Source organism: Sporosarcina gallistercoris, from assembly GCF_050459885.1.
GTDB classification, from domain to species: Bacteria; Bacillota; Bacilli; order Bacillales_A; family Planococcaceae; genus Sporosarcina; species Sporosarcina gallistercoris_A.
In genome coordinates this window covers 24,488-49,605 of record NZ_JBCMNO010000002.1, presented here as the reverse complement: position 1 = coordinate 49,605, position 25,118 = coordinate 24,488, and the positions used below count along the sequence as shown (strand labels likewise).

Here is a 25,118-nt window from a genome sequence, read left to right as displayed (position 1 = left end):
ATAGGTGTATAGAGCAATTTCTATCCAATAGAGAGTAAAAGAGTTTGTGGAAAATAAGGAGCGGTGCCGATGATCCAGTTTAAAGATGTATCTAAGTCCTACGATGGAAAAACGAACGTAGTAGAATCAGTGAATTTCGAAATTGCAGAAGGAGAATTTTTTGTGCTGATCGGACCAAGTGGCTGCGGGAAAACCACGACATTAAAAATGATCAATCGTCTTATCCCATTGTCAGACGGCACCATTCGTATCCATGATAAAAAGATCAGTGACTATGCCATTCACGAACTCCGATGGCAAATCGGGTATGTCCTGCAGCAGATCGCTTTGTTTCCTCATATGACAATCGAAGAGAACATCTCGATTGTTCCTGAACTGAAACAATGGAAAAAAGAACGTATCCACAAGCGTGTGACTGAATTGCTGAATATGGCTGGATTGGACCCCGATACATACAGAGGACGTAAACCGAGTGAATTATCCGGTGGTCAGCAACAGAGAATCGGAGTTGTACGAGCGCTTGCTGCAGATCCCGATATCGTTTTGATGGATGAACCGTTCAGTGCATTGGATCCGATCAGCAGATTGAAGCTGCAAGAAGACTTACTGCATTTACAGAGGACGATTAGAAAAACGATTGTATTTGTAACTCACGACATTCAAGAAGCGATGAAGCTAGGAGATCGCATCTGTATTATGAAGGAAGGCAAAATCGAACAGCTTGGGACACCAGAAGAGATTACAGCAGCCCCCGCTACACCGTTTGTACAAGAATTTATCGGAAGTGGCGGCACTCAACCGTTTGTCATCCGGGATCACATGACACCTGCGTCCGGGATCCCTACACCCGGGGCTCCGTCGTTAGCAATCGACGCTGGATGGAGTAGTGTGCTGGATGCGCTATTGCTCGCCGATGCGGTGGTTGTCGAAGACAATGACGTCATTGTCGGCTCGTTATCCCGTGGAACACTGCTCGCCTTTTTAGCTGCACAAGAGAAAGAAAGGACGGCGACGGTATGAGCCATTTCTTTGAAGTGTTCCAAGATCGAAAAGGAGAACTTGCGGGTGCGCTATTAGAGCATATACAAATCTCCTTAATTGCACTCGTTTTTGCAGTTTTACTATCCATTCCACTTGGAATTTATCTAACAAACAAAAGAAGGATTGCAGAAAGCGTGATCGGTGCAAGTGCCGTGCTGCAGACCATCCCTTCCCTCGCTTTGCTCGGATTGCTCATCCCGCTGCTCGGTATCGGGAAAGTACCCGCCATTATCGCGCTCGTTGCATATGCGTTGTTGCCGATTCTTCGCAATACCTATACGGGAATCAAAGAAGTCGATCCGTCATTGATAGAAGCCGCCACTGCAATGGGGATGACGACGTGGAAACGCTTGGTCAAAGTGGAACTTCCACTGGCGATGCCTGTCATTATGGCCGGTATCCGTACATCGATGGTGCTTATTGTCGGGACCGCTACGCTTGCTGCACTCATTGGGGCAGGGGGATTAGGTGATCTGATCCTTCTTGGAATTGACCGTAATAATCCTTCCCTTATTGTAATGGGTGCTATTCCTGCAGCACTTCTAGCACTCGCATTCGACTTTTTGCTTAAGAAGTTCGAGGGTCTTTCATTCAAACGGGCTGCTACCGCTCTTATCGTATTTTTCATTGTTGCCTTGCTTGTCATTGTACTGCCATTTTTATCAGGCCGTTCGAATAAGCAATTAGTGCTCGGTGCGAAATTAGGTGCGGAACCGGAAATCCTCATTAATATGTACAAACTCCTTATCGAAGAAGAGACTGATCTGACTGTAGAGCTCAAACCTGGTCTTGGGAAAACTTCGTTCGTATTCAATGCACTTAAATCAGGCAGTATTGACATGTATCCCGAATTTACAGGGACGGCACTTGCAGAATTCCTGAAAGAAGAAGCTGTCAGCAATGATCGCAAGGAAGTTTATGTACAAGCGCGTGATGGCCTTGACGAACAATTCGGCATGACATTGCTTCCACCGATGTCGTATAACAATACGTATACATTGGCGATTTCCAAGCAGTTTGAAGAACAGACGGGTGTGAAAACCATTTCAGACTTGGCTTCAGTCGAAACGAATGTGAAAGCCGGATTCACTCTTGAATTCAATGACCGAGAAGATGGCTATAAAGGAATTCAAAAGCTTTATGGTCTGGAGTTCCCTTCTGTGAAAACAATGGAACCCAAATTGAGATATCAGGCGATTGAAACGGGTGACATCAACTTAATGGATGCCTATTCAACGGATAGTGAATTGAAGGAGTATGAAATGACAGTACTGGAAGACGATCAGGAACTATTTCCACCGTATCAAGGGGCCCCTCTCTTGTTGAAAAAAACGCTCGAGAAGTATCCCGAGCTGGAAGATGTTTTGAACAAGCTCTCGGGTAAAGTGACGGATGATGAAATGCGGGATATGAACTTCCGAGTAAACTCCGGTGGGGAAAATCCTGAGGATGTGGCACGGGAGTTTCTTACAAACGCTGGATTATTGGAGTGAAGAAAACATCTTTCCCCTACAGTCACTTTCTTTACTCATACTCGTTGTCCTTAACGGTATGACGAGATCAAAACCAAGACATTTTCTTAGTATGCAGCCTTCTCTTTTGCTATACTTCAGGAGTCAGAAATACAGATGAAAAGGAGCAAATCCATGCAACCCATAACAGGTAAAAATGCCATCATCACTGGTGCCGGCCGAGGTATCGGACGTGCTACGGCAATCGCATTTGCAAAAGAAGGTATCCATGTCGGACTAATCGGAAAGACCGTAGCGAATTTGGAAAAAGTAGCAGAAGAGTTGCGTCAATACAACGTGAACGTTGCGATTGCCTCGGCGGATGTATCCGATCCGGAATCCATAACAGCGGCCGTTCAGCATGTTAAATCAGAACTTGGACCGATTGATATCCTTGTGAATAACGCAGGTATCGGGAAGTTCGGGAAATTCCTGGAATTGTCTCCGGAAGAATTTAAAAATATTATCGATGTCAACTTGATGGGCGTTTACTATACGACAAGAGCTGTGTTGCCTGAAATGATTGAAAGGCAGTCCGGAGACATCATTAACATCGCCTCCACTGCCGGTCAAAAAGGAGCTCCAGTTACAAGCGCCTATAGCGCATCTAAATTCGGTGTCCTTGGGCTTACTGAATCACTTATGCTCGAAGTTCGTAAACACAATATCCGGGTCAGTGCGCTTACGCCAAGCACTGTTGCAACGGATTTGGCATTTGACGAGAAATTGACTGATGGTAATCCGGAAAAAGTCATGCAGCCGGAAGACTTAGCAGACGTCATGGTCGCACAGTTGAAACTTCACCCGCGCGTATTATTGAAATCTGCTGGACTTTGGTCTACAAATCCATAATCAATGTTAAAAAGGACCCGTTTCGGGTCCTTTTTTCAACATTTTCCCCACTTCCCTATTGTCTTTAGGTGAGCCTAATTACCATCTCCTGGATCCAATTCTTTATTATCATCATCCAGCATTCCAGTATTCAAAACTGATGACAACGACAAATTTTCACTCTGCACCCTTCAGTCATGAAAGTCGCTTGCGTTTCCTGCGACTTTCATCTCAAAACCTCTGAATCCCCTTTCTTTTAGTGTGTGAATCATGGACTATCTGGGATAATAAAATACTCCCGATTGGTGAACTTGCCAATTGAAAAGTGAACATCAGGTCCCGCTATAACTATTTCACTAGCCAGTATTCACTTGGCTGGAATCCTCGTTCAATAGGTGGCTCATGCTGAATTCGACCGGCACATTGCCTCCCTATTTTTTTTGCATGAGTTTGGTTTATTTATTACTTTAGTGGACGGAAACCATCAAGCACGATTTCGCATACCAAATACCATTCCTGTAATTTGGATTACTTTGCAATTCGTTCTATTCTTAAGGTATACTGTCAGGTGATCCATAATATAAGCTGGAAAAGGAATGAATTTCGATGAAAAAAGAAATCGCTTCCATCTATTATGTGCGATTTTTTGCAATGCTATTTGTTGTGCTAGTCCATACAACAGCTCAATACCGACATCTGTTTCCAGCACCGTCAATTCAGAACACATTTTATTTTTTTCTGAATAATATTGTTCGGGTTGAAGGCGGAATGTTCGTCATGATTATGGGGATTGTATTCTTTTATATGTATCGCGATCGTCCCTTTACAAAAGATGTACTGCTCACTTATTGGAAAAAACGTGTGACGTATATTCTCATTCCCTACATTGTCTGGTCACTCATTTACGAAGTGGAGATGTGGCATTATCAGGACCGACCCCTTGTATTATCGGACGTTCTACACCGAATCCTGTTTGGGGAGAGCAAATACCAACTCTATTTCATATTCATCGTTGTCCAGTTTTATTTAGTGTTCCCCTTGCTGATGATTTTGGTCCGCAGATTCTCTACATTCCGAAAGTACTTGTGGCTCTTCGGGATTCTTGCAGAATATGCCTATTTCCAGTTTTCAATCCACACCGACTATGTCACAGTGCCTCTCATGTTCAGCTTCATCGGTTCATATATGCTTGGTGCCTGGATCGGGGTCCATTACGAGACCATAATCGAAAAAATGACGAAAAAGAAGATGACGATTGCCGGAATCAGCGGTCTCCTTCTCGGATTGACCTATGTGTTCATCCGCTATCGCAATACGTATTTTGAGCGATTGCCAATTGACGATGATTATTACAAGATGATCGGGATTTTGTTCAAAGTTATCGGCAGTTTGTTCTTCTTCTACTTTGCAGAGTATTTAGTGCGTTGGTCGAGTCAGAAATCCGTCCATCGGATGCGCAGCATTGCATATTATTCGTTCGGCTTCTACTTGATGCACCCACTCGTGCTGTTCCAAGTGATGAAATACTTGCCTACACGCGGCACACCAATCTCCTGGCATATTACAATCTTTTTACAGTATACGATTACAGTTATTCTGTGCTATCTCATCATCTGGTTCTTCCATCGTTTCGTACCTTTTGCAAGTTTCATCTTCGGAAAATTACCGAAGAATGCGAAGTTATTCTGGCAGATCAAAGATTAGCGATGTACACTCAGTAACTCAACTCCTGTGAAGGTATACCCTTCACAGGTTTTTTTGAATCGATATCATTCTCCAGTTTTCTTTTTACACAGAATTGATTATCATTAATAAGGGAGGCGATGAAAATGAAAAAAGCATTCATATTATTAGCAGCAAGTCTAATGCTCGCTGCATGCAACAATGGGGACAAATCCGAGAACACTTCAGATTCCGATAAAAAATCTGCTGCCGAATCACAAGAGCAAGCGGGTTCTAAAACAGCAGAAGACCAGGTGGGGTTAGAGGAAGGTTTAAAAGGGGACTCTACTGAAGTCGAGTACGAAGACGTCTTAAAGGGAAGCGTACCACCTAACACAAAAGTCACTTTCAAAGGTACTGTCTTTGCTGCTGAAGAGGGGCGATATGGATTAAAGAACGATGTCACCGATTCCTCTGAAGAGATTTTATGGATAGACGATATTCGTTTAAATGAACGCACGGAAATTCCAAATGGAACCGTGGTTACCATATATGGCAGCTATACCAATAAGGATGACCGCGATATACCCGTTATGAAAGCTGTATTCATAGACGTAAACTAATATGAAAATTCAATCTCCCTCTACTTTTCAAAAATGAGGGAGTGTATCCTTTCATGCTATTAGTTGTAAAGGAAAATAAAAATTTCAAACAACTTCCTACAATATGACGAGCCCACTAACCAGTTAGGAAGAATTATAAAAAAGTAAGTTGTTAGACTTGCTTTTTCGCTCATAATATTTAAACTAGTCTAGAACGGTCAAACCTAACTGCTGTTTCAACATTTCGTAGTCCATTGCATAATATTGGGTTAACTTGAAATCCAATCCGGAAAAGGCTTCGTTTGAGCAATCCGTCCTATGCTGCAACGAGTGACTAATGAAAACCCTACTCCAAGCGACCGCAAACTTTCGACCGCCCCATTATAACACCAGCATCATCCATCCTACACGATGCATGCTAATAATACCGTAACTTCTTTCGTCGTTTTGGGGCCCCCTGCTCTGTCAACAACCTGTTGGAATCACGACGCACAATTGAAACATAAACCTATAACTGAATAAGCACTAGCCGCCTTACTTATGAATATTGCGAATTGATGAATATTTCTCAACCTTCTTACTCTGAAGGTTTATTAAAATTCGTTGAAATTCAATTAATCTATTATTTATTTTACACATTTCCCATTGTATTGAATAAAGCAGAAGGTATATTGACATTCTAGGAGTAGAAAGCTTTATCTATAAGGAGGATGACAGAATCATGCAATTATTACCACGTGAAATCGATAAGCTTCTAATTGTCGTCGCCGCTGATGTGGCTAGACGAAGAAAGGAGCGGGGTTTAAAACTGAATCATCCTGAAGCAATGGCTTACATCACCAACGAAATTATGGAAGGTGCTCGGGACGGCAAATCCGTTGCTGAATTGATGTCTTTCGGAGCAACTATTTTGACACGGGACGATGTTATGGAAGGAATACCGGAAATGATTGATGATATCCAAGTTGAGGTCACGTTCCCAGATGGGACAAAGCTTGTAACGGTACATGATCCGATTCGATAATACCCACTAGAAATACACACATTCAACACGTTTTGTGAATGGAAAGGATGGATGGAAAAGTGATTCCTGGAGAATATATTTTAAAAGACGACCCCATCATCTGTAACGCTGGTAGAGAAAGCATTCAAGTCTCTGTTCTCAATACAGGTGACCGACCGGTCCAAATCGGTTCCCATTTCCACTTTTATGAAGTGAATCCCGCTTTGAAATTTGACCGAGAAAAAGCTTATGGTAAACGCTTGAACGTTCCAGCTGGCGCTGCTGTACGTTTTGAACCTGGTGATCAGAAAGAAATTGAACTAATCGATTATGCTGGCGAACGCAAAGTATATGGATTCAACAATCTAGTAGACGGTCCTTTAGAAAGCGAGGAATTAACATGACATTTAAAATGTCAAGGGAGCAATACGCACAAATGTACGGTCCAACGACTGGAGACTCCATTAGGCTCGCAGATACGGATCTGTTTATAAGAATCGAAAAGGACTTCACGACATACGGAGAAGAAATCGTTTTCGGAGGAGGAAAAGTCATACGTGATGGGATGGGACAGCATCCTCTCGTCACTCGCGGCGACGGCGTTCCTGATGTCATCATAACCAGTGTCATTGTCCTCGACTACACAGGTATTTATAAGGCGGATGTTGCTATTCGTGATGGGAAAATCTTCGGCATTGGTAAAGCTGGAAACCCGCTGATTATGGATAATGTCGATATAGTGATTGGAGCATCTACTGAAGTAATTGCTGGTGAAGGGAAAATCCTCACTGCTGGCGGCATTGATACACATGTTCACTTTATTAATCCAGAGCAAGTGAATGTCGCTCTTACCGCTGGTACTACAACACTCATTGGCGGCGGAGTGGGTCCAGGGGCTGGTTCCCGTGCTACTACCGTAACACCTGGTCCATACAACATACACACGATGCTACAAGCTGTAGAGGGGCTACCTATCAATGTAGGTCTGACCTCCAAAGGACATGCTGCGGCTGAAGAACCATTAGCGGAACAAGTCCGTGCGGGTGCTATCGGTCTGAAAGTACACGAAGATTGGGGCGCGACTTCTTCCTCATTAGATTACTCACTAACCGTCGCTGACAAATTTGATGTTCAAGTAGCCCTTCATGCAGATACACTGAACGAGGGTGGCTTCATGGAAGATACAATGCGTGCGGTAAAAGATCGCGTGATCCACATGTATCATACAGAAGGAGCTGGTGGTGGTCATGCTCCGGATTTGATCAAATCCGCGGGGATGTTGAACGTACTCCCCTCTTCTACAAACCCAACGATGCCTTATACCGTAAACACGATTGACGAGCATCTCGATATGCTGATGGTTTGCCACCATTTAAATCCCTCTGTTCCAGAAGACATCGCCTTCGCAGATTCTCGTATCCGGAGTGAAACCATTGCTGCAGAAGATGTATTGCAAGACATGGGCGTGTTCAGTATGACGAGCTCAGACGCACAAGCAATGGGACGAATAGGTGAAGTAGGATTACGCACGTGGCAAACTGCAGACAAAATGAAAAAACAGCTTGGCATCATGAAAGGTGATTTCGACTACTCGGATAACAATCGTGTGAAAAGATATATCGCAAAATTCACGATCAATCCTGCCATTACACATGGTATTTCCGAGTATGTCGGCTCAATTGAGGTTGGGAAAATGGCAGATTTAGTTTTATGGGATCCTAAATTTTTTGGTGCCAAGCCAGAAATGATTCTTAAGAACGGTCTGACCGTCAACAGTTTAATGGGCGATGCTAATGCATCGATTCCAACCCCTCAACCAATGATCTATCGACCTTCTTATGCTTCACTTGGTAAAACATTAGCGAAAAGTTCAATGACTTTTATTTCCCAAGCAGCCTATGACGATAAAGTACATGAACGACTCGGTCTGGAAAAAATGATCCGTCCTGTCCGAGGTATACGTGACCTTACAAAAAAAGACATGAAATTGAATTCGGAGACTCCTCATATCGAAGTGGATCCGCAGACATATGAAGTACGTATCAATGGTGAAAAAATTACATGTGACCCCGTGGATAAAGTTCCTATGGGACAACGCTATTTCTTATTTTGAGGTGAATAATTGATGATCATAGAAAAAGTAGTGACCAATATAGACCAATTGTCACAAGATGAATTGAAGAAACGGCATAAAGAAAAGGTATATTTGGAAAGCGATCACTTAGTAAAACGTGTCATGCGAATTACTACAGACCATGGACGTGAGATCGGCATCCGCTTGAAAGAGCCCAAAGACTTGCTAGCTGGCGATGTACTCTTTATGGATGAGAAGAATATGATCATCATCGATGTGCTGTCAGATGATTTGCTGATTATTCAGCCACGCAGCATCTATGAGATGGGTAAAATCGCACACCAACTAGGCAACCGTCATCTTCCCGCACAGTTTGAAGGAGAAGAAATGCTTGTTCAATACGACTATCTTGTAGAAGACTTATTAAATGAATTGGCGATTCCTTACTTACGTGAAGAAAGAAAAGTAAAGCAAGCTTTCCGCCATATCGGACACAGCCACGATGACTAATCGAACGTTATCCCTGTTCCAGCTTTGTGATTCAAACTTTCCAACGGGAGCATTCAGTCATTCATTCGGATTGGAGAGCTACATTCAGGAGGATCTTGTCCACGATGCTGAAACGTTTTCCGATTGGCTGCACGTGTACTTGGAAGAACAACTCACTTACTCGGATGGTCTGGCAGCGAGAATCGTATATGATGCGCTAAGCTCCGGGGACTATGACAAGATATGGGAACTGGATAGACTCCTTACAATCCAGTGTCTGGCTAGAGAGACACGGGAAGGGACTCATCGCATAGGTGTGCAAATGCTTAAAATGGCTGCGAAACTCTATGAAGCCCCTATGCTAAACGTATATCAAGAACGTATTAAGAAAAACGTTGCCTTCGGTCATCCTGCTATAGTCTTCACGATTGCGGGACACTTCCTTAAAGTGGATCGTGATACGACTGTTTTGTATTACATGTATACGTCGATCATCAACTTAGTACAAAATGCAGTACGCGCTATCCCCCTTGGACAAACAGCGGGACAGCAAATTATCTATTCACTGCAAAATAATCTGATTGCAACCGTCGAAAAGATTAATCATTTAGAAGAGGATGACCTGGGTATCGTCTCCCCTGGTATCGAATTAGCACAGATGCAGCACGAGCGTGTTCATGTACGTATTTTTTCTTCCTAAGAATTGCAAGTCTCTATACGACGTGAACTATTACGTACTTGTTGATTGTTATTTATCGGACAAAGAAGATTTTACTTTTTCAAAAGGATGTGTTGTTAGATGGAAGTTATAAAAATTGGTGTAGGTGGGCCTGTAGGTGCAGGTAAAACGATGCTCATCGAGAAGATCACTAGACATTTAAATAATGAGATTAACATGGCGGTCATCACGAATGACATCTATACAAAAGAAGACGCAAAGTTTTTAGTACAGAACGGTATTTTACCTGAAGACCGCATTATTGGAGTAGAAACAGGCGGCTGTCCGCATACGGCAATTCGTGAAGATATTTCAATGAATGTATCTGCGATAGAAGAATTACAAGAAAGACACCCTGAAGTGGAACTTATTTTCGTTGAAAGCGGCGGGGATAACTTAGCAGCCACCTTCAGTCCTGAATTGGTGGACTTCTCAATTTATATCATCGATGTCGCCCAAGGGGAAAAAATCCCTCGAAAAGGTGGACAAGGGATGATAAAATCCGACTTATTCGTCATCAACAAAACCGATTTGGCACCTTTAGTCGGCGCAGATTTGAACGTGATGGCATCCGATACAAAGATATTCCGCAAAAATAAGCCTTTTTTCTTTACCAATCTTAAGAGCGAAGATGGACTCAAAGATGTTCTCGATTGGATCAATCACCACGCACTTCTCAAAGGTCTGGAGAAAAATGTCTGATTGGACTGGTGTTCTGGAACTTGACACTCAGAAAAGTCAATCCGGAAAAACTATTACTAAAAACCTGTTTTTTCAAGGGGCCTTTAAAGTGATGCGTCCTGTTTATCACAACGGTTCCAATCAGCCTTGTTATTATTTATTGAACCCTGGTGGTGGGTATTTGGATGGCGATACGTACCGGATGCGTGTAACAGTTGGTGAGCAGGCAATGGTTACGTTGACGACCCAATCTGCTACAAAAGTATATCGAACACCGAATAAGCACGCATATCAGGAAGCCGAAATTGTTCTGCAAGGAGGAAGTCACCTCCAATATTTACCTGACCCCTTGATTGCATACAAAGGAGCTAGCTATTATCAAAAAACGGTCTTCCGATTGGATAAAGGTGCGTCTCTATTGTATACAGATATTCTAACGCCTGGATGGTCACCTGATGGAGAAGCATTCAGCTATGATTCACTACGATTGAAAACAGAAGTCTTTCTAGAGAACGAACTCATTGTTTTTGATCATATCCACTTGAATCCTGATGGAAAATCGATGGATAGAATCGGATTGATGGAAGGATACACACATCTGGGCTCATTTTTAATTGTCGGTGAGCAGTCCGATGCTGAATTGGAAGAAAAGTTATTTGAGGTTATTAACGGACAATGCGGAGATTTCAAGGCGGGCATTTCCCAGTTAACGAAAGCTGGACTGTCAATCCGGGTAATGGCAAACAAAACGCAAGTGATTGAGAACATCTTTAAAGATTGCCATCACTTAGTCAACAAAGAATGGTTCGGCACTGAGCCCAGTCCCCTGCGAAAATATTAAATCAACTGGATTCTCAAAAAAACCTCCCGGCACTCTGCTGGGAGTTGTATTTTTTTCTGCGTTATTTATGTTAAGCAGCACTCATTTAGGTACAACAACATATGCGAGGAGCAGATCTATGAATAAGAAATTTTTTCTATTATTAAATTCCCTGGTCATCGCTAGTATATTGGCAGCCTGTTCGGATACAGAGAAGCCTTCAGACCAATCCAACACATCCACTAAAAAGAACGATGCTCTGACTCTGGCCATTGGCGGAGAATCCGAGGAAGGTTTTGACCCAACAACAGGATGGGGTCACTATGGCTCCCCGTTATTTCAAAGTACGCTTCTGACGTTCGATAAAGATTTTAATATACAAAATGATTTGGCTACAGCCTACAATGTCAGCGATGACGGAAAGATTTGGACCGTAGATATCCGAGATGATGTCAAATTTTCTGACGGCGAGCCGCTGACGGCAAAGGATGTTCACTTCACGTTTGAAACGGCGAAAAACAGCGCATCCGTTGTCGATTTGACGAACCTCGAAAGAATAGATGAAGTAGATGAAAATACAATCACTTTCACCTTGAAACAGCCCAATTCCACATTTCTCTATTCGCTTGCAACAATGGGAATCGTCCCTGAACATGCTTATGACGATTCGTATCGTACACACCCAATCGGGTCAGGTCCATTCGAGCTTGTCCAATGGAATAAAGGTCAGCAATTAATCGTTCAGGCGAATCCTCTTTATTACGGAGAAAAGCCCTTTTTCAAAAAGCTCACTTTCCTCTTTTTGTCAGAAGACGCGGCATTTGCAGCGGCGAAGTCAGGGCAAGCAGACATAGTATCTGTCACACCGTCATTTGCTAAGCAAAAAATTCCGGGTATGACGCTTGTTCAACTGGATAGTGCCGATAATAGAGGGATCATTCTTCCCTATGTTCCCTCTGGTGAACACACAGCAGATGGAGATCCAATTGGTAATGATGTCACCGCTGAAAAGGCGATCCGTAAAGCGCTAAATATCGCCATCAACCGGCAAGATTTGGTGGACGGTGTCGTTGAAGGTTTTGGAACGAAAGCGTTTTCTGTAGCGGATCATTTGCCGTGGTGGAATTCTGAAACAGTGATTGCAGATGGAGATCTAGAAGGAGCAAAAGAAATTCTAGATGCCGCCGGTTGGAAAGAAAACGCAGACGGAATCCGAGAGAAAGATGGAACTAAAGCAGCACTTACTTTGTACTACCCTGCAGATGATCAAATTCGTCAATCCCTATCTCTCGCTTTCTCGGATGCAATGAAGCCGCTTGGTATCGATATCACAACCAAAGGCGAAAACTGGAACGAACTTGTCCATGTAATGTATTCGAATCCTGTCATGATGGGATGGGGCAGTAATAGCCCTCTTGAAATGTATAATATATACAGCAGTACGACGAGGGGACAGGATTTCTATAATACGAACTATTATTCTAATCCGACTGTCGATGACTATATGGAAAAAGCTATGAACTCCCAAGATCCCGTCAAAGCAAATGACTATTGGAAAAAAGCACAGTGGGATGGTTCAACGGGCTTTTCAGCACAAGGGGATACGCCTTGGGTATGGCTGCTTAATATGAAACACCTTTATTTCGTACGCGATGATTTAGAAATAGGGCCACAAAAAATCCAACCACATGGGCACGGCTGGCCAATGACTGATTACATTTCACAATGGCATTGGAAAGAGTAGAAAGAGGGATATACGTTGTATGCTAAAAAAGGAATTTTGTTTATTGTAAAAAACACACTTAAGTTAGCATTATTATTAGTCGCAGTTAGTATTATCTCTTTCACACTTGTCAGCCATTCACCTGTGGATCCTATCCAAGCCTATATTGGTGCAGATATGACAAGTGTCAGTCCCGAGCAACGAGAAAACATTGCTGACTATTGGGGGTTGAACGATACCTTTACAACGCGGTTTTTCCATTGGGCAAATGCGGTTTTACATGGCAATCTTGGTACCTCATTGACCTTTCGAACCTCTGTTGCTGATGTAATTGCGGAGCGCTTTTTCGCTTCACTAGCTTTAATGGGAATCGCATGGGGGATATCCGGAATTCTCGGTTATCTGCTCGGAATACTAGCCGGAATGCGAAAAGGGACTTGGATAGATGTGGCCATAAAAGGACTCTGCTTCACAATCGCTTCCACACCAGCATTTTGGCTCGGCTTACTTCTATTGATGTGCTTTTCGGTATGGTTTGGCTGGTTTCCTGTTGGACTGGCCTCACCCGCTGGAATATTGAATGAGGACGTGACCATTTTTGAGCGGATCAGACATTTGTTTTTACCTGCACTGACACTGAGCATTGTAGGAATTTCTAATGTCGCGTTGCATACGAGACAAAAATTGATCGATGTACTGGATAGTGAATTCATCCGTTTTGCTAAAGCAAAGGGAGAGCGCTCCCTTTCATTGCTTTGGCGACATGGGATTCGAAATATTTCGTTGCCGGCTATCTCCTTACATTTTGCATCGTTTGGTGAACTATTTGGCGGAGCGGTCCTAGCAGAACAGGTATTTTCTTATCCAGGTCTTGGCCAGGCCGTTGTTCAAGCAGGTCTTGGCGGTGACGTGCCCCTTCTTTTAGGTATCGTCCTCTTTAGTGCGTTATTCGTATTTATTGGAAATTTGATTGCCGACCTGTTATATCAAGTGATTGACCCAAGGGTGAGAAGGAGAACAACCACATGAGTGCTTCGAACAACATCATACGAAAACGAAAGAACATGTGGAGTCTCAGAGTGAAATCCACTGTCATCATTTCAGTATCGCTCTTTATATTGTTAGGCATGCTCATCGCTGGTATTTTTATTAATAAAGATGCGTTGGGCGTCGATCTACAGCAGAGAAATATCCCGCCCTCATTGGAACATCTTTTCGGAACGGATTGGCTCGGACGCGACATGCTTGCGCGAACACTGAAAGGACTGTCATTAAGTTTTGCCGTCGGTCTGCTATCTGTGATTATCAGTACTTTCATAGCGCTACTGTTAAGCTTGCTCACCATGACGAACAAAGTGGTGGATGCATGCATTACGTGGTTAATCGACTTGTTCCTTAGCGTCCCCCACATCGTCCTGTTAATATTAATATCCTTCACGTTCGGCGGGGGGTTTAAAGGAGTTGTCATTGGTCTCGCTTTAACGCATTGGCCAAGCCTGACCCGTTTGTTACGAGCAGAAGTGTTACAGATAAATACGACTGAGTATGTCGCAATCTCCCAGAAGCTAGGCAAAACCAAAGCATGGGTTGCCGCACATCATGTATTGCCACATTTGCTTCCGCAGTTGCTGATTGGAGCTATCCTTTTGTTTCCACACGCTATTTTACATGAAGCGGCCATTACTTTCCTCGGATTCGGTTTATCACCCGAAACACCGGCGGTTGGCATCATCTTATCGGAGGCCATGCGATATTTGTCGACAGGCATGTGGTGGTTGGCACTCTTTCCGGGATTTTCTCTTTTAGTTATGGTCGGTATCTTCGACATACTCGGTCGTCAACTCCAAAAGTGGATTGACCCCTTTTCAGGAGATCACTTATAAAAGATAGGCTTGCAGCAGGAAGGAGGTATATAGGATGATCGGACAAGCGCAGCATCCACTAATGGAAGTGCGTCAGTTATCCTTACATTTCCATCAATATGGTAAAGGATTGCAGGAAATGAAGGCTGAGACAATAACGAACTTCGATATGACTCTCCATCGCGGAGAAATTGTAGCCGTTGTCGGTGCAAGTGGTTCAGGTAAAAGTCTACTTGCCAACTCCATTTTAGGAATACTACCGAAGAATGCGGAACTTGGTGGAAAATTATATTTTGATGGTGAAGAGCTTACTATTGAAAAACAGATCCAGTTACGCGGTAAGGAAATTTTCCTTATTCCGCAATCCGTTAATGCATTAGATCCATTAATGAAGGCTGGTAAACAGGTTGAAGTAGTTATTAAGAGCAAGGATAGGAAGAACATACGGAGAAACATTTTCAAAAACCTAGGTCTATCCCCCGAAACCGCGGACCTCTATCCATTTGAATTGTCAGGTGGAATGGCGAGAAGGGTACTTATTGCGATGGCAATAGCAAGTGAAGCAAAGCTGATCATTGCAGACGAACCCACCCCAGGGTTAGATTCTGAAGCACGCAATGAAACTCTAACACTCATCAAACACCTCTCTGATTCTGGCAAAGGGGTCCTGTTCATCACCCATGATCTCGATGCAGCACATAGTATTGCGGATAAAGTTGCGGTCTTTTATGCTGGACAAACCCTTGAGGTCGCTGATGCCAAAGACTTTTCAGGAAAAGGTGAATCGCTTCGGCACCCCTACTCAAGAGCACTTTGGAATGCATTGCCGCAAAACGAATTTCTTCCCGCCTCCGAAGTACAGCGATTTTCTAGGCAGTCACCGACTGGATGTGTGTATGGGTCCCGGTGTCCTTTATCAACCGAGCTGTGCGAACAGCAGCAACCCCATGCAAGAACGGTTGACGGTGGAAGCGTGAGGTGTTTCCATGCTTGAAGTTGAAGGAGTCAGTTATCGCCACACAAAACATACTTGGTTATTTCGAAACCTTTCCTTGAGCATTGCGCCTGGCGAGATTGTAGGTCTTTATGGAAAAAGTGGTTCTGGGAAGACCACGTTGGCCCAAGTCATAGCAAATTATTTGGAGCCTGCAGAAGGTATCGTGAAAGTGAATGAGCAAAAAGTGGAATTTACAGGTCCATCACCGGTACAGTTAGTCTGGCAGCACCCTGAAAAAGCAATTAACCCAAGATGGAAGATGAATAAGGTACTTGCTGAAGGGGGAAATGTGGATTCAAGCATTTTGGATGCTTTAGGAATCGCCCCTTCCTGGATGACACGCTATCCAAGTGAACTATCGGGCGGCGAATTGCAGCGTTTTTGTGTGGCCCGCGCTCTAGGACCTCATACAGAGTATTTGATTGCCGATGAAATGACATCCATGTTGGATTCAATTACCCAAGCACAAATTTGGCACACCATTCTTCAGATAGCTAAAGAGCGTCCCCTTGGCGTACTTGTAATTAGCCATGAAAAACAATTATTAGAAAGAATATGTGATCGGGTCCTCGATTTTAATCAGTTGCACTAAAGTTATCAGTTATTTATACTTCAACTTAAGGGGAAAGTGAATGTATCCGTTTTTAGGAGGGGTTTAGAAATGGTTGACGATTTTGAAGTGGAAAAGATTTATGATAATCGTATCTATGAAAGAAACCAATTCAGTTTTTCTCTAGATGGCAAGGAGTATAAAGGTGATTACCTTGAAGGCGAAATCCAGTGGCTTAACCCACATCCTAAACAAGACTTAGGAGAAGAACAGCTGATGTGGGTTGAATCCGAAGTACTCAGATTGTTAGATGATAATATAGCCGAACCCGTTGATGAAGAACTTGATGAGTTCGAAGTGACGACCATGTTTGATCAGCAAGTCCATGAAGCCCATCAATTCAAGCTCTTGATTGACGGTGAGGAATACAAAGGATTGGTGCGTCACGGAAAGCTGGAATGGTTCCACCCTAAACCTCGACGCAAGCTGAACAACGCCAAGGTCGAAAAAATCGAGAAACAAGTGCAACAGAAAATGAAATCACATTTGGACGAAACTAATTAAGTTAAAACTAGAAAGATTAGTGAGGAAGCCTGGACCGGCTTTTTTCACTAATCTTTTTTTGCATTCACTAATTGGTTGAATTGATTGTCAAAGGTGCTCCCCTAACTGCCACTCCGCTCTTCTCGCTCCTTAAAATCCAAAAGGAATCACATTGTACCTTCCTCACATATACTGCACCATGTGCAAAAGTACTCTATTCCAAGAAACTAACTGAATGGTACAGAAATGGTTGCTATCGCGCACTTTTAAAAAGAGGAGGAGAAAATATCAATGTCGAATGAACCAAAAGATTTTTTTGATAAAGAAATACAGAACCGTCCAAAGCTGAAACCAGAACGAAAAGACGGAGAACCTACTCCAGCATTTAAAGGCGCCTCCTGGTTGGCGCTCGTCATCGGCGTCAGTACGTATCTCATTGGCCTGTTCAATGCGGCAATGGAGCTCAATGAAAAAGGGTACTACTTTGCAATTTTGATATTTGGACTTTACGCCGCGGTCTCCTTGCAAAAAGTAGTTAGAGATAAGGACGAGGACATCCCTGTCACCCCAATTTACTATGGGCTCAGTTGGTTTGCTCTCATTGTAGCAATTTCGCTCATGGCAATCGGGCTATACAATGCGGGAAGTATCGTTTTGAGTGAAAAAGGTTTTTTTGGAATGGCCTTTGTCTTGAGTATCTTTGCAGCCATCACGGTACAAAAAAACGTACGGGATTCTCAAAAACCTAGAGAGGATGATTAAACAGTGAAATCCATTTCACTAACGGTACAAAAAAACGTACGGGATTCTCAAAAACCTAGAGAGGATGATTAAACAGTGAAATCCATTTCACTATTAAAAGAGCTGTCATCCAAGGTCAACTAGTGACTTTGGATGACAGCTCTTTTAAATGTTACAGCTTGAACACTTATGTCAAACCTTGAAATAGGTTAACGTTCTACTTCAAGCATAGATATAAAAAAGATACTCCTGACCGTTCTTAATAGGATCTTGTGCAAACGTGTACCCATGGGCAAGCGCTTCTTCCGGTACATTACGGAAAGAGCCTGGACAATCCGTGATGACTTGCAACAACTCACCTTTGTTCATGCCTTCCAGTGCCTCGAGTGTGTAAATGACCGGATAAGGGCATGATTCACCACGCAGATCAAGTGTGAAATCGGCTTCTTTGTCAGCTTGCATGTTGGTTTCCTCCTCTTTTCATAGCCAACTGGCGATGATAGCGTTTTTCCCGATAAACCGTTACTGCATATAGTACGCCTAACATTGCGAGTGTTGCAAGGATAGCGCCGACAGGTCCAAACGAATCCAGCAGATTGATTTTTGTTCCACTTTTGACCAAAGTATTATAGACGCCTAGATGATCCCATGCATACGCAAGCAAAGTGGCGCCAATGACATTCCCCGCAAATACAGGTAAGAACAGGACTTGTCCTTCCATGAGCCGATACATCATACCGGTTTCACACCCAGAAGCCATGACAATACCGAGACCGAACAATACGCCACCGACAAATGTGCTTAGCGCTGCGATTTGAGTGATTGGTGTTACGTCATATACGGAAATGATAATCACCGTTAGTACGGAACTGATAGCCATCCCCACGATAATCGCTTTTGCCATGACACTCCGTCCTACGAGGAACAGATCACGGAAAGCGGAAGTGAAGCAGATTTGACCGCGTTCAATGAGAATTCCGAATGCAAGTCCGAATAGTGCTCCTAGCCCAAGCAGTTTTTGTCCAGTTGCGAAGAAATAGATCATCAAGCCCAGGTAGACCAGTGCAATCGCGACTCCCACATAAGGCTGGATGACACGTTTTTTCACTTTAGTTGGTTTTGCAGCACCGCGCGTTAACGTCGGCTTGCCTTTCCACCAGCGCATCTTTGTCAACTTGGCCCCAAAGAACGTGCCGACTCCAGTCGCCACGATGAAAATCCAAGAGTGGAATGAAAACTGCGGTACTCCGGTAAAAAATGCAGCCAAGTTACAGCCGAGTGCCAGACGTGCACCGAATCCCGCAATGATTCCACCGACAAGCCCTTGGACATATCGGCGTTTCTGTTGCGGAAGACGGATCTTGAAGTTATTGCTTAATAACACCATCATCAAAGCACCGATAAACATCCCCCAGACAATCCAGCCATCCGGACGGCTCCAGGTCGTCCCTTTCAGGTGGACCATGTCATAATATGCCCAACCGGAAATATCAACCCCGAACAGTTTCAAGAGATCTCCACCGAGTCGAGTGAATTCACCAGTGACAGCCCAGACTGTCGAGGTCAGACCAAAGTATAAGGCACTAAGCATCCCTGCAATCAGTAAGACGACATAAGGATTCCAATAACGTTGAAATACAGGTTGAATAAAATTTCTCATATAATGGGTCTCCTCCAAATAAAGTACTTTTCTATTTTAGACCTTATAGGAGAGAAAGCAAGTTAAGAAACAAGGACGGAGCAGGTTTTATTGTATGTATCCAGAGCACTGGTAACCCTATCTGAAAATCGGAAACACTCATCATGTATCTTCTTGGATATGAATATCCGCTCCCCCTTTTGAACGGACAGTCGCTGCATTGCTCTCTGTTTCCTATTTCAGCCGGAACTTTCCGCACTTAACTTTGCTAAAGGAAACACTTTGGCCTTGTTTTCTAAACAGTCCGTTATTACGTCCTGCAAACTGAAGAGAAACAGAAAAATATAGTGACGAATGTGATAGAACCTACAACGATTTAGCCGTTCCTGCGTTTACGTACTCATTTTTGTAGTTTCCCAATCGGTATGATTTTTCAGATGATATATTCAATGAGGAACCGCATCGGTTTTAAGCCAAATCAATCCATCTGCGCTTTCTTTCACGCAGAAAGGCTGGTTCTATTAATAAATGGACAATCACATTATGGGGCTTTCTGGAATCCTCATCTCACGGTTGGGATAGATCGCTCCGATCACTCGGGAAGACAACAACTTTTGAATAGCCAATCCTTGAATCTCCATCGCTGCGCCGTTCAAACTGTTTTTATACAAGTGCATGATTGTATATGGATACTGATTTCCCGCTAATACTGTGGCAAGCTCTCTCTGAAATTCTGTATGACTTTGCTCGACTTGTTCTTCTGCTTGTTCCAAAGACAAAAAAGGATCAGCTGCTGCTGCAACATGTGCAGGACTTATCCTGAATTCAATGATGACTTGAACAAATGCATTCGTATGCAAATCCACATCCGGGTCAAGATAGATCCTCCTGTTCATTCACTGTCCCTCCCTCTTGAATCCTCACCGTTCTTTTTCCATGCATTTCCCGCCTGATTATAACTATCGTAATCACATCCTATCGACATGTCCACCAATATTCTGTATTATCCGTTTCCTTGTCCACCTACTCTGTGAACTGAAACCAGATGCCTCGTAGCTGCGCACTTCAATATATGAGATACTGATACTAGTCAAACATTGCTAAACTATAGAAAAAATATAAACGCATCATGAGGTGCTGGTCGCGCAATGTGAAGGGTAATCGAAAAAGGAGGAACTTCTATGAAAAGACTATTGGATTGCACCGCTTCCGATTTTCAAAAGATGAATGGTCAGGATTTAAAGAACTCGATCCGAGCGTGTGAAGGCAGAGTGATCTTATCCGAGACGATGACTTCTGTCTCTCCGCTCTATCCCGGTATTACAAACGCTGAACTGGCTGCTTCCTTTGGCGCGGATTTATTGTTATTGAACCTATTTGATGTATTCAATCCTGCTGTCGAAGGATACGATTGTGCTGAGAATGAGTCCATTATTGAAAAGGTGAAAGAATTGACTGGGCGTCCTGTCGGGCTGAATTTGGAACCTGTGGACCTCGATGCCAAGCATTTAGAAAAACTGGATACGATTCCAATCGGGCGAACGGCTAGCGAAGCGACGTTAATAGAAGCCAAAAAACTTGGCTTTGACTTCATCTGTTTAACAGGAAACCCTAAAACAGGCGTGACAAACGCCGAAACGATCGTAGCCGTTAGGAAAGCGCGAGAGGTTTTTGGCAACGAGGGATTAATAATCGCTGGGAAGATGCATGGGGCTGGTGTTGCAAACGAAACAGGCAGTGGCATTATTTCAGAGGATACTCTTTCAAGCTTTATTGAAGCAGGCGCAGATATTATATTAATGCCCGCTCCTGGAACGGTGCCAGGCATCACGGTGGATACCGCTGAAAAACACGTCCGTTTCGTCCATTCAAAAGGTGCATTAGCCATGCTCACAATCGGAACAAGTCAAGAAGGTGCAGACGAGGCAACGATCCGGCAAATTGCACTGAACAGCAAAATGGCTGGTGCCGATATTTATCATATCGGAGATGCTGGTTTTTACGGGATTGCGGTACCAGAAAACATCATGACGTATTCAATTGTGATTCGTGGAAGACGGCATACGTATGTCAGAATGGCATCCTCTGTAATGCGCTAAGAGAAGAATTCGGAAGAGATGCTCCTCCTAGATACTCACTTTTGTAAGGAGCATGTGGTCTGTGGACAAGGATTACCGCTTCGCTGCAGGATTGAAGGAGGAACTTCTAACGGATTAGATAACATCCTATTTTTATGCGATAATACACCTAACAGAACTAACGTATGAAACACGAAAATCGAGGTGCCTACATGAAACCCGTCATACTAGCCGAAAAACCGTCCCAAGCAAAAGCCTACGCAGATGCCTTCACTGCCCGTAAACACGAAGGCTATATGGAAATCCACCCATGCCCGACGTTTCCGGAGGGGGCTTTTTTGACGTGGGGTGTCGGGCATCTGGTGGAATTGAAAGAACCGCATACCTATAATCCTTCCTGGAAACGCTGGTCACTCGGAAGCTTGCCGATTTTGCCGGAACGCTATGAGTTCCAAGTATCAAAGGGCAAGTTCAAGCAGTTCCAAGTCGTGAAGAAGCTTATTAAGGGCACGGATACTGTCATTAACGCATGTGACGTGGATCGCGAAGGATCCAATATCTTCTATAGTATTTACGATCAGACGGGAGCTCGCGGGCAGACGATAAAACGCTTGTGGATCAACTCTCTTGAAGCCGATGAAGTGATCAAAGGGTTTGAGAATCTGCGTGACAATAAGAAAGACTTACAGATGTATGAAGAAGCGAAGTCCCGCCAGATCAGTGACTGGCTCGTCGGGATGAATGGCTCGCGGCTGTATACGCTGTTATTGAAAGCGAAAGGAATCGAGGAAGTGTTCCCGATCGGGCGCGTTCAATCTCCTACCGTGTATTTGATTTATCAGCGGCAGCGCGAGATTGAGACGTTTGTGTCGGAACCATTCTTTGAGGCAGAGGCCCTGTTTACAGCGGCGAACGGAACGTATAAAGGAAAAGCCAAGTTGAAAGAGCCGAAGCGGGAACTGATCGCGGAGGCGTTGAATAGTCGCGGTATCACGAAACGGACACCGGGTACCATCACGGAATTGAAAACAACGGATAAGCGCATGCCGCCTCCCCAGCTGCATTCCCTTTCCACGCTGCAGGCAACTGCCAACCGACGCTGGAAAGCGAGTCCGGCCACTGTGCTGAAGACGATGCAAACGCTCTATGAGAAGAAACTCGTGTCGTACCCTCGTACGGACACACGGCATATCACGCCGAGTGAATTTAATTACTTAGCAGCTTCTGTTGAAAAATACCAAGAGCTCATCGGCCAGCCGTTCTCCATTGCTTCGAAGACACCGAAAAAGCGGTTTGTTGACAGTTCCAAGGTACAGGAACACTATGCCATTATCCCGACAAAAAAAGTTCCCACGGCAGCTGTGATTGCAAGACTGTCCCCATTGGAACGCAACTTATATGAAGAAGTCGTACGGACTGCACTCGCGATGTTCCACCGCGATTATTTATATACAGAAACAAAAGTGACGACGGACGTCAACGGACTTCCCTTCTTTACAACCGGGAAAACGGAGATAGACAAAGGATGGAAGGAACTGTTTGCTGCACCTCCGAAAAAAGGGAAGGAAGCGGACGAACCTGCTCTGCCGCCTCTCGTCCAAAACGAAACGGTTCAAAGCGAAATCGGGATTAAAGAAGGGGCGACTCAGCCGCCTAAGCCCTATACGGAAGGTCAGCTGATCGCGATGATGAAAACGTGCGGAAAGCTTGTCGAAGACCAGACGGAAACGGATATTTTGAAAGAAATTGAAGGACTTGGGACAGAAGCGACACGCAGTAACATTATCGAGACGATAAAGAAGCATGGGTATATTTCTGTTACGAAAAATATTGTGTCAATCACCGATAAAGGACGTGTCCTCTGTCAGGCCATTGAAGGCAGCCTGCTTGCAAGCCCCTCGATGACCGCCAAATGGGAAACCTATTTGAAGAAAATAGGAAATGGTGAAGGGACGGGCCAACACTTTTTAGGCAGTGTGTCGAAGTTCATCTATAAACTCCTAGAAGACGTCCCGGTACAGCTGGAACAACAAAAAATCGACATTGTACTCCCCCCGTCGAAATCATCCAGCCGAAAATCCTATACAGTGACAGAAGTTGCCCCCTGTCCGAAATGCGGGAACGGGATGATCGTCGCAAGAAAAGAATTTTTCGGCTGCAGTAACTACAAAAATGGCTGTAAGCAGACGTTCCCAGGATTGTTTTTGAAAAAGAAACTGACACAAGCACAAGTTAAACTGCTTTGTACAACCGGTAAAACGAATGTGATCAAAGGATTTACGAATTCCAACGGCCAGAAATTCGATGCCATGCTTGAATTGAAAGAAGGCAAATTGAACTTAGTGTTCGTTTAACCACAGCATACAATCCGTTTCTGTTCATTTAAATTGCCTACTGCTCGTGCCCATGCTAGAATTGGAAAACGCCTTAATTCAAAAGAGTGATAAAAATGAGACATCTGACGTCAGACCTTCACCTATATTTTAAATTTCCCAACCCTCGACTATCATCAGTCGAGGGTTTTTGTTTCTTGAGGGAAAGAATTCCGCTTCAAATAGGATATTCGTAAAATGAGGTAATCGTACAATCATCTCAGACATAGCTTGTTACCTATTGAGGAACTAGAACGGAGTGAACGTATTGGAAGATCAAAAGTATAAAGATCTGAAGTTGGGCGAACGCGGGGCTATGATCAGTATTATTGCATATCTATTTCTTTCCATAGTGAAGCTGGTTTTCGGATATATGAGTGACTCGGCTGCATTAAAGGCAGATGGATTGAACAATGCCACTGATATTGTTGCCTCCATTGCTGTTCTCGTAGGATTGAGAATGTCCCAAAAACCCGCCGACAAAGATCATGGTTATGGTCATTGGAAAAGTGAAACAATCGCTTCCATGGTCGCTTCATTCATTATGTTAGCGGTTGGCATTCAAGTGTTGAATGATGCATTCTCCTCCATGTTTCAAGAGGGGAAAGAAAGTCCAAATATTTGGGCTGCATACGTAGGTGTTTTTTCTTCAATTGTGATGTACTTTGTGTACCGGTACAACAAACAGTTAGCTGAAAAAATTAATAGTAAAGCAGTGATGGCGGCTGCAAAAGACAATATTTCAGATGCTTGGGTCAGTATAGGAACAGCTGCAGGGATATTCGGCTCACAATTGAACATGCCATGGCTGGATACGCTCACCGCGATCATTGTCGGCCTATTGATATGCAAAACCGCTTGGGATATCTTCAAACTCGCTTCGCACGAACTTTCAGATGGATTTGATGTTGACAAAATCAAGCTCTATCGTGTCGTGATTAACGAGGTCGATGGCGTTGTGGATATTAAGGGTATTAAAGGCAGATACTATGGAAACAATGAAGTACTGGATGTTATTATTATCGTGGATTCCTCTTTGAATATTCAAGAAGCCCACGATATTGCCAGTCAAGTTGAAAAAGTGATGATAAACGAATATGGTGTGTATGACGTACATGTCCACGTCGAACCGGAATAATGCACCCATAGGGATAATCTCCCAGGATACACATAGTTTCAAT

25 protein-coding genes are annotated in these 25,118 nt (G+C 43.7%); 22 read left to right on the top strand and 3 right to left on the bottom strand.

Translation table 11 applies throughout. The features are described from left to right. The first annotated feature begins 69 nt into the window (after positions 1-69). The 19 genes from ABE021_RS00730 (at position 70) to yiaA (ending at position 17,869) form a co-directional block, all read left to right on the top strand. Positions 70-1,020 carry an ABC transporter ATP-binding protein gene (locus ABE021_RS00730; RefSeq protein ID WP_430286247.1) on the top strand — a complete coding sequence of 317 codons (951 nt, stop codon included), beginning with the start codon at positions 70-72 and terminating at the stop codon, positions 1,018-1,020. Then, complete coding sequence (gene opuFB, locus ABE021_RS00725; RefSeq protein ID WP_430286246.1) at positions 1,017-2,534, top strand: osmoprotectant update ABC transporter permease/substrate-binding subunit OpuFB; 1,518 nt, start codon at positions 1,017-1,019, stop codon at positions 2,532-2,534. The genes ABE021_RS00730 and opuFB overlap by 4 nt, the downstream gene beginning before the upstream one ends. A 153-nt stretch (positions 2,535-2,687) precedes the next feature. Further along, positions 2,688-3,404: a 3-ketoacyl-ACP reductase gene (locus ABE021_RS00720; protein WP_430286293.1), complete on the top strand. Its 717-nt coding sequence runs from the start codon at positions 2,688-2,690 to the stop codon at positions 3,402-3,404. A gap of 585 nt (positions 3,405-3,989) precedes the next feature. After that, on the top strand, positions 3,990-5,087 hold the full coding sequence (locus ABE021_RS00715) for an acyltransferase (protein ID WP_430286245.1): 1,098 nt from the start codon (positions 3,990-3,992) through the stop codon (positions 5,085-5,087). 125 nt (positions 5,088-5,212) lie between these two features. Then, a complete protein-coding gene (locus ABE021_RS00710; RefSeq protein ID WP_430286244.1) occupies positions 5,213-5,668 on the top strand; it encodes a hypothetical protein in 456 nt (151 codons plus the stop codon). Positions 5,669-6,368: 700 nt separating this feature from the next. Further along, on the top strand, positions 6,369-6,671 hold the full coding sequence (locus ABE021_RS00705) for an urease subunit gamma (protein ID WP_430286243.1): 303 nt from the start codon (positions 6,369-6,371) through the stop codon (positions 6,669-6,671). A 59-nt stretch (positions 6,672-6,730) separates the two neighbouring features. Beyond that, a complete protein-coding gene (locus ABE021_RS00700; protein ID WP_430286242.1) occupies positions 6,731-7,054 on the top strand; it encodes an urease subunit beta in 324 nt (107 codons plus the stop codon). After that, entirely contained in the window at positions 7,051-8,763 is a 1,713-nt protein-coding gene (gene ureC, locus ABE021_RS00695) for an urease subunit alpha (protein WP_430286241.1), read from the top strand. The genes ABE021_RS00700 and ureC overlap by 4 nt, the downstream gene beginning before the upstream one ends. Before the next feature lie 12 nt (positions 8,764-8,775). Then, positions 8,776-9,234, top strand: coding sequence for an urease accessory protein UreE (gene ureE, locus ABE021_RS00690; RefSeq protein ID WP_430286240.1), 459 nt, complete (start codon positions 8,776-8,778; stop codon positions 9,232-9,234). Continuing rightward, a complete protein-coding gene (locus ABE021_RS00685) occupies positions 9,227-9,913 on the top strand; it encodes an urease accessory protein UreF (protein ID WP_430286239.1) in 687 nt (228 codons plus the stop codon). Before ureE ends, ABE021_RS00685 begins: the two co-directional genes overlap by 8 nt. Positions 9,914-10,012: 99 nt before the next feature. Then, positions 10,013-10,633: an urease accessory protein UreG gene (gene ureG / locus ABE021_RS00680; RefSeq protein WP_430286238.1), complete on the top strand. Its 621-nt coding sequence runs from the start codon at positions 10,013-10,015 to the stop codon at positions 10,631-10,633. After that, entirely contained in the window at positions 10,626-11,453 is an 828-nt protein-coding gene (locus tag ABE021_RS00675) for an urease accessory protein UreD (protein WP_430286237.1), read from the top strand. The genes ureG and ABE021_RS00675 overlap by 8 nt, the downstream gene beginning before the upstream one ends. 118 nt (positions 11,454-11,571) lie before the next feature. Then, entirely contained in the window at positions 11,572-13,176 is a 1,605-nt protein-coding gene (locus tag ABE021_RS00670) for an ABC transporter substrate-binding protein (protein ID WP_430286236.1), read from the top strand. A 15-nt stretch (positions 13,177-13,191) separates the two neighbouring features. Then, positions 13,192-14,184 carry an ABC transporter permease gene (locus tag ABE021_RS00665; protein ID WP_430286235.1) on the top strand — a complete coding sequence of 331 codons (993 nt, stop codon included), beginning with the start codon at positions 13,192-13,194 and terminating at the stop codon, positions 14,182-14,184. Further along, positions 14,181-15,038, top strand: a complete 858-nt coding sequence (locus tag ABE021_RS00660; protein ID WP_430286234.1) for an ABC transporter permease — start codon at positions 14,181-14,183, stop codon at positions 15,036-15,038. The genes ABE021_RS00665 and ABE021_RS00660 overlap by 4 nt, the downstream gene beginning before the upstream one ends. A 34-nt stretch (positions 15,039-15,072) precedes the next feature. After that, positions 15,073-16,011 carry an ABC transporter ATP-binding protein gene (locus ABE021_RS00655; RefSeq protein ID WP_430286233.1) on the top strand — a complete coding sequence of 313 codons (939 nt, stop codon included), beginning with the start codon at positions 15,073-15,075 and terminating at the stop codon, positions 16,009-16,011. Further along, positions 16,004-16,606, top strand: coding sequence for an ABC transporter ATP-binding protein (locus ABE021_RS00650; protein ID WP_430286232.1), 603 nt, complete (start codon positions 16,004-16,006; stop codon positions 16,604-16,606). The genes ABE021_RS00655 and ABE021_RS00650 overlap by 8 nt, the downstream gene beginning before the upstream one ends. Positions 16,607-16,675: 69 nt before the next feature. Further along, positions 16,676-17,128 (top strand): HicA family toxin-antitoxin system, encoded by a 453-nt coding sequence (locus ABE021_RS00645; RefSeq protein WP_430286231.1) that lies wholly within the window; start codon positions 16,676-16,678, stop codon positions 17,126-17,128. 270 nt (positions 17,129-17,398) lie between these two features. Then, complete coding sequence (gene yiaA, locus ABE021_RS00640) at positions 17,399-17,869, top strand: inner membrane protein YiaA (protein ID WP_430286230.1); 471 nt, start codon at positions 17,399-17,401, stop codon at positions 17,867-17,869. A 201-nt stretch (positions 17,870-18,070) separates the two neighbouring features. Here yiaA and yedF read toward each other — a convergent pair whose 3' ends face one another. From yedF to ABE021_RS00625, 3 genes are all read right to left on the bottom strand, one after another. After that, the gene (gene yedF / locus ABE021_RS00635) at positions 18,071-18,310 is read right to left on the bottom strand and encodes a sulfurtransferase-like selenium metabolism protein YedF (RefSeq protein WP_430286229.1); all 240 of its coding nucleotides are present in this window, start codon (positions 18,308-18,310) and stop codon (positions 18,071-18,073) included. Continuing rightward, positions 18,300-19,508 carry a selenium metabolism membrane protein YedE/FdhT gene (gene yedE, locus ABE021_RS00630; protein ID WP_430286228.1) on the bottom strand — a complete coding sequence of 403 codons (1,209 nt, stop codon included), beginning with the start codon at positions 19,506-19,508 and terminating at the stop codon, positions 18,300-18,302. Before yedE ends, yedF begins: the two co-directional genes overlap by 11 nt. A 515-nt stretch (positions 19,509-20,023) precedes the next feature. Further along, positions 20,024-20,383 (bottom strand): protease inhibitor I9 family protein, encoded by a 360-nt coding sequence (locus ABE021_RS00625; RefSeq protein WP_430286227.1) that lies wholly within the window; start codon positions 20,381-20,383, stop codon positions 20,024-20,026. A gap of 285 nt (positions 20,384-20,668) precedes the next feature. Between ABE021_RS00625 and ABE021_RS00620 the strand changes: the two genes are divergently transcribed. The 3 genes from ABE021_RS00620 (at position 20,669) to ABE021_RS00610 (ending at position 25,075) form a co-directional block, all read left to right on the top strand. After that, entirely contained in the window at positions 20,669-21,586 is a 918-nt protein-coding gene (locus ABE021_RS00620) for a haloacid dehalogenase-like hydrolase (RefSeq protein WP_430286226.1), read from the top strand. A gap of 191 nt (positions 21,587-21,777) precedes the next feature. Next, complete coding sequence (gene topB, locus ABE021_RS00615; protein ID WP_430286225.1) at positions 21,778-23,919, top strand: DNA topoisomerase III; 2,142 nt, start codon at positions 21,778-21,780, stop codon at positions 23,917-23,919. A 286-nt stretch (positions 23,920-24,205) separates the two neighbouring features. Continuing rightward, a complete protein-coding gene (locus ABE021_RS00610; RefSeq protein WP_430286224.1) occupies positions 24,206-25,075 on the top strand; it encodes a cation diffusion facilitator family transporter in 870 nt (289 codons plus the stop codon). Positions 25,076-25,118: the final 43 nt, after the last annotated feature.

Coding starts and splice junctions, on each gene's coding strand:
- ABE021_RS00730 (WP_430286247.1), top strand. CDS start 70: ATGATCCAGTTTAAAGATGTATCTAAGTCCTACGATGGAAAAACGAAC.
- opuFB (WP_430286246.1), top strand. CDS start 1,017: ATGAGCCATTTCTTTGAAGTGTTCCAAGATCGAAAAGGAGAACTTGCG.
- ABE021_RS00720 (WP_430286293.1), top strand. CDS start 2,688: ATGCAACCCATAACAGGTAAAAATGCCATCATCACTGGTGCCGGCCGA.
- ABE021_RS00715 (WP_430286245.1), top strand. CDS start 3,990: ATGAAAAAAGAAATCGCTTCCATCTATTATGTGCGATTTTTTGCAATG.
- ABE021_RS00710 (WP_430286244.1), top strand. CDS start 5,213: ATGAAAAAAGCATTCATATTATTAGCAGCAAGTCTAATGCTCGCTGCA.
- ABE021_RS00705 (WP_430286243.1), top strand. CDS start 6,369: ATGCAATTATTACCACGTGAAATCGATAAGCTTCTAATTGTCGTCGCC.
- ureC (WP_430286241.1), top strand. CDS start 7,051: ATGACATTTAAAATGTCAAGGGAGCAATACGCACAAATGTACGGTCCA.
- ureE (WP_430286240.1), top strand. CDS start 8,776: ATGATCATAGAAAAAGTAGTGACCAATATAGACCAATTGTCACAAGAT.
- ABE021_RS00685 (WP_430286239.1), top strand. CDS start 9,227: ATGACTAATCGAACGTTATCCCTGTTCCAGCTTTGTGATTCAAACTTT.
- ureG (WP_430286238.1), top strand. CDS start 10,013: ATGGAAGTTATAAAAATTGGTGTAGGTGGGCCTGTAGGTGCAGGTAAA.
- ABE021_RS00675 (WP_430286237.1), top strand. CDS start 10,626: ATGTCTGATTGGACTGGTGTTCTGGAACTTGACACTCAGAAAAGTCAA.
- ABE021_RS00670 (WP_430286236.1), top strand. CDS start 11,572: ATGAATAAGAAATTTTTTCTATTATTAAATTCCCTGGTCATCGCTAGT.
- ABE021_RS00660 (WP_430286234.1), top strand. CDS start 14,181: ATGAGTGCTTCGAACAACATCATACGAAAACGAAAGAACATGTGGAGT.
- ABE021_RS00655 (WP_430286233.1), top strand. CDS start 15,073: ATGATCGGACAAGCGCAGCATCCACTAATGGAAGTGCGTCAGTTATCC.
- ABE021_RS00650 (WP_430286232.1), top strand. CDS start 16,004: ATGCTTGAAGTTGAAGGAGTCAGTTATCGCCACACAAAACATACTTGG.
- ABE021_RS00645 (WP_430286231.1), top strand. CDS start 16,676: ATGGTTGACGATTTTGAAGTGGAAAAGATTTATGATAATCGTATCTAT.
- yiaA (WP_430286230.1), top strand. CDS start 17,399: ATGTCGAATGAACCAAAAGATTTTTTTGATAAAGAAATACAGAACCGT.
- yedF (WP_430286229.1), bottom strand. CDS start 18,310: ATGCAAGCTGACAAAGAAGCCGATTTCACACTTGATCTGCGTGGTGAA.
- yedE (WP_430286228.1), bottom strand. CDS start 19,508: ATGAGAAATTTTATTCAACCTGTATTTCAACGTTATTGGAATCCTTAT.
- ABE021_RS00625 (WP_430286227.1), bottom strand. CDS start 20,383: ATGAACAGGAGGATCTATCTTGACCCGGATGTGGATTTGCATACGAAT.
- ABE021_RS00620 (WP_430286226.1), top strand. CDS start 20,669: ATGAAAAGACTATTGGATTGCACCGCTTCCGATTTTCAAAAGATGAAT.
- topB (WP_430286225.1), top strand. CDS start 21,778: ATGAAACCCGTCATACTAGCCGAAAAACCGTCCCAAGCAAAAGCCTAC.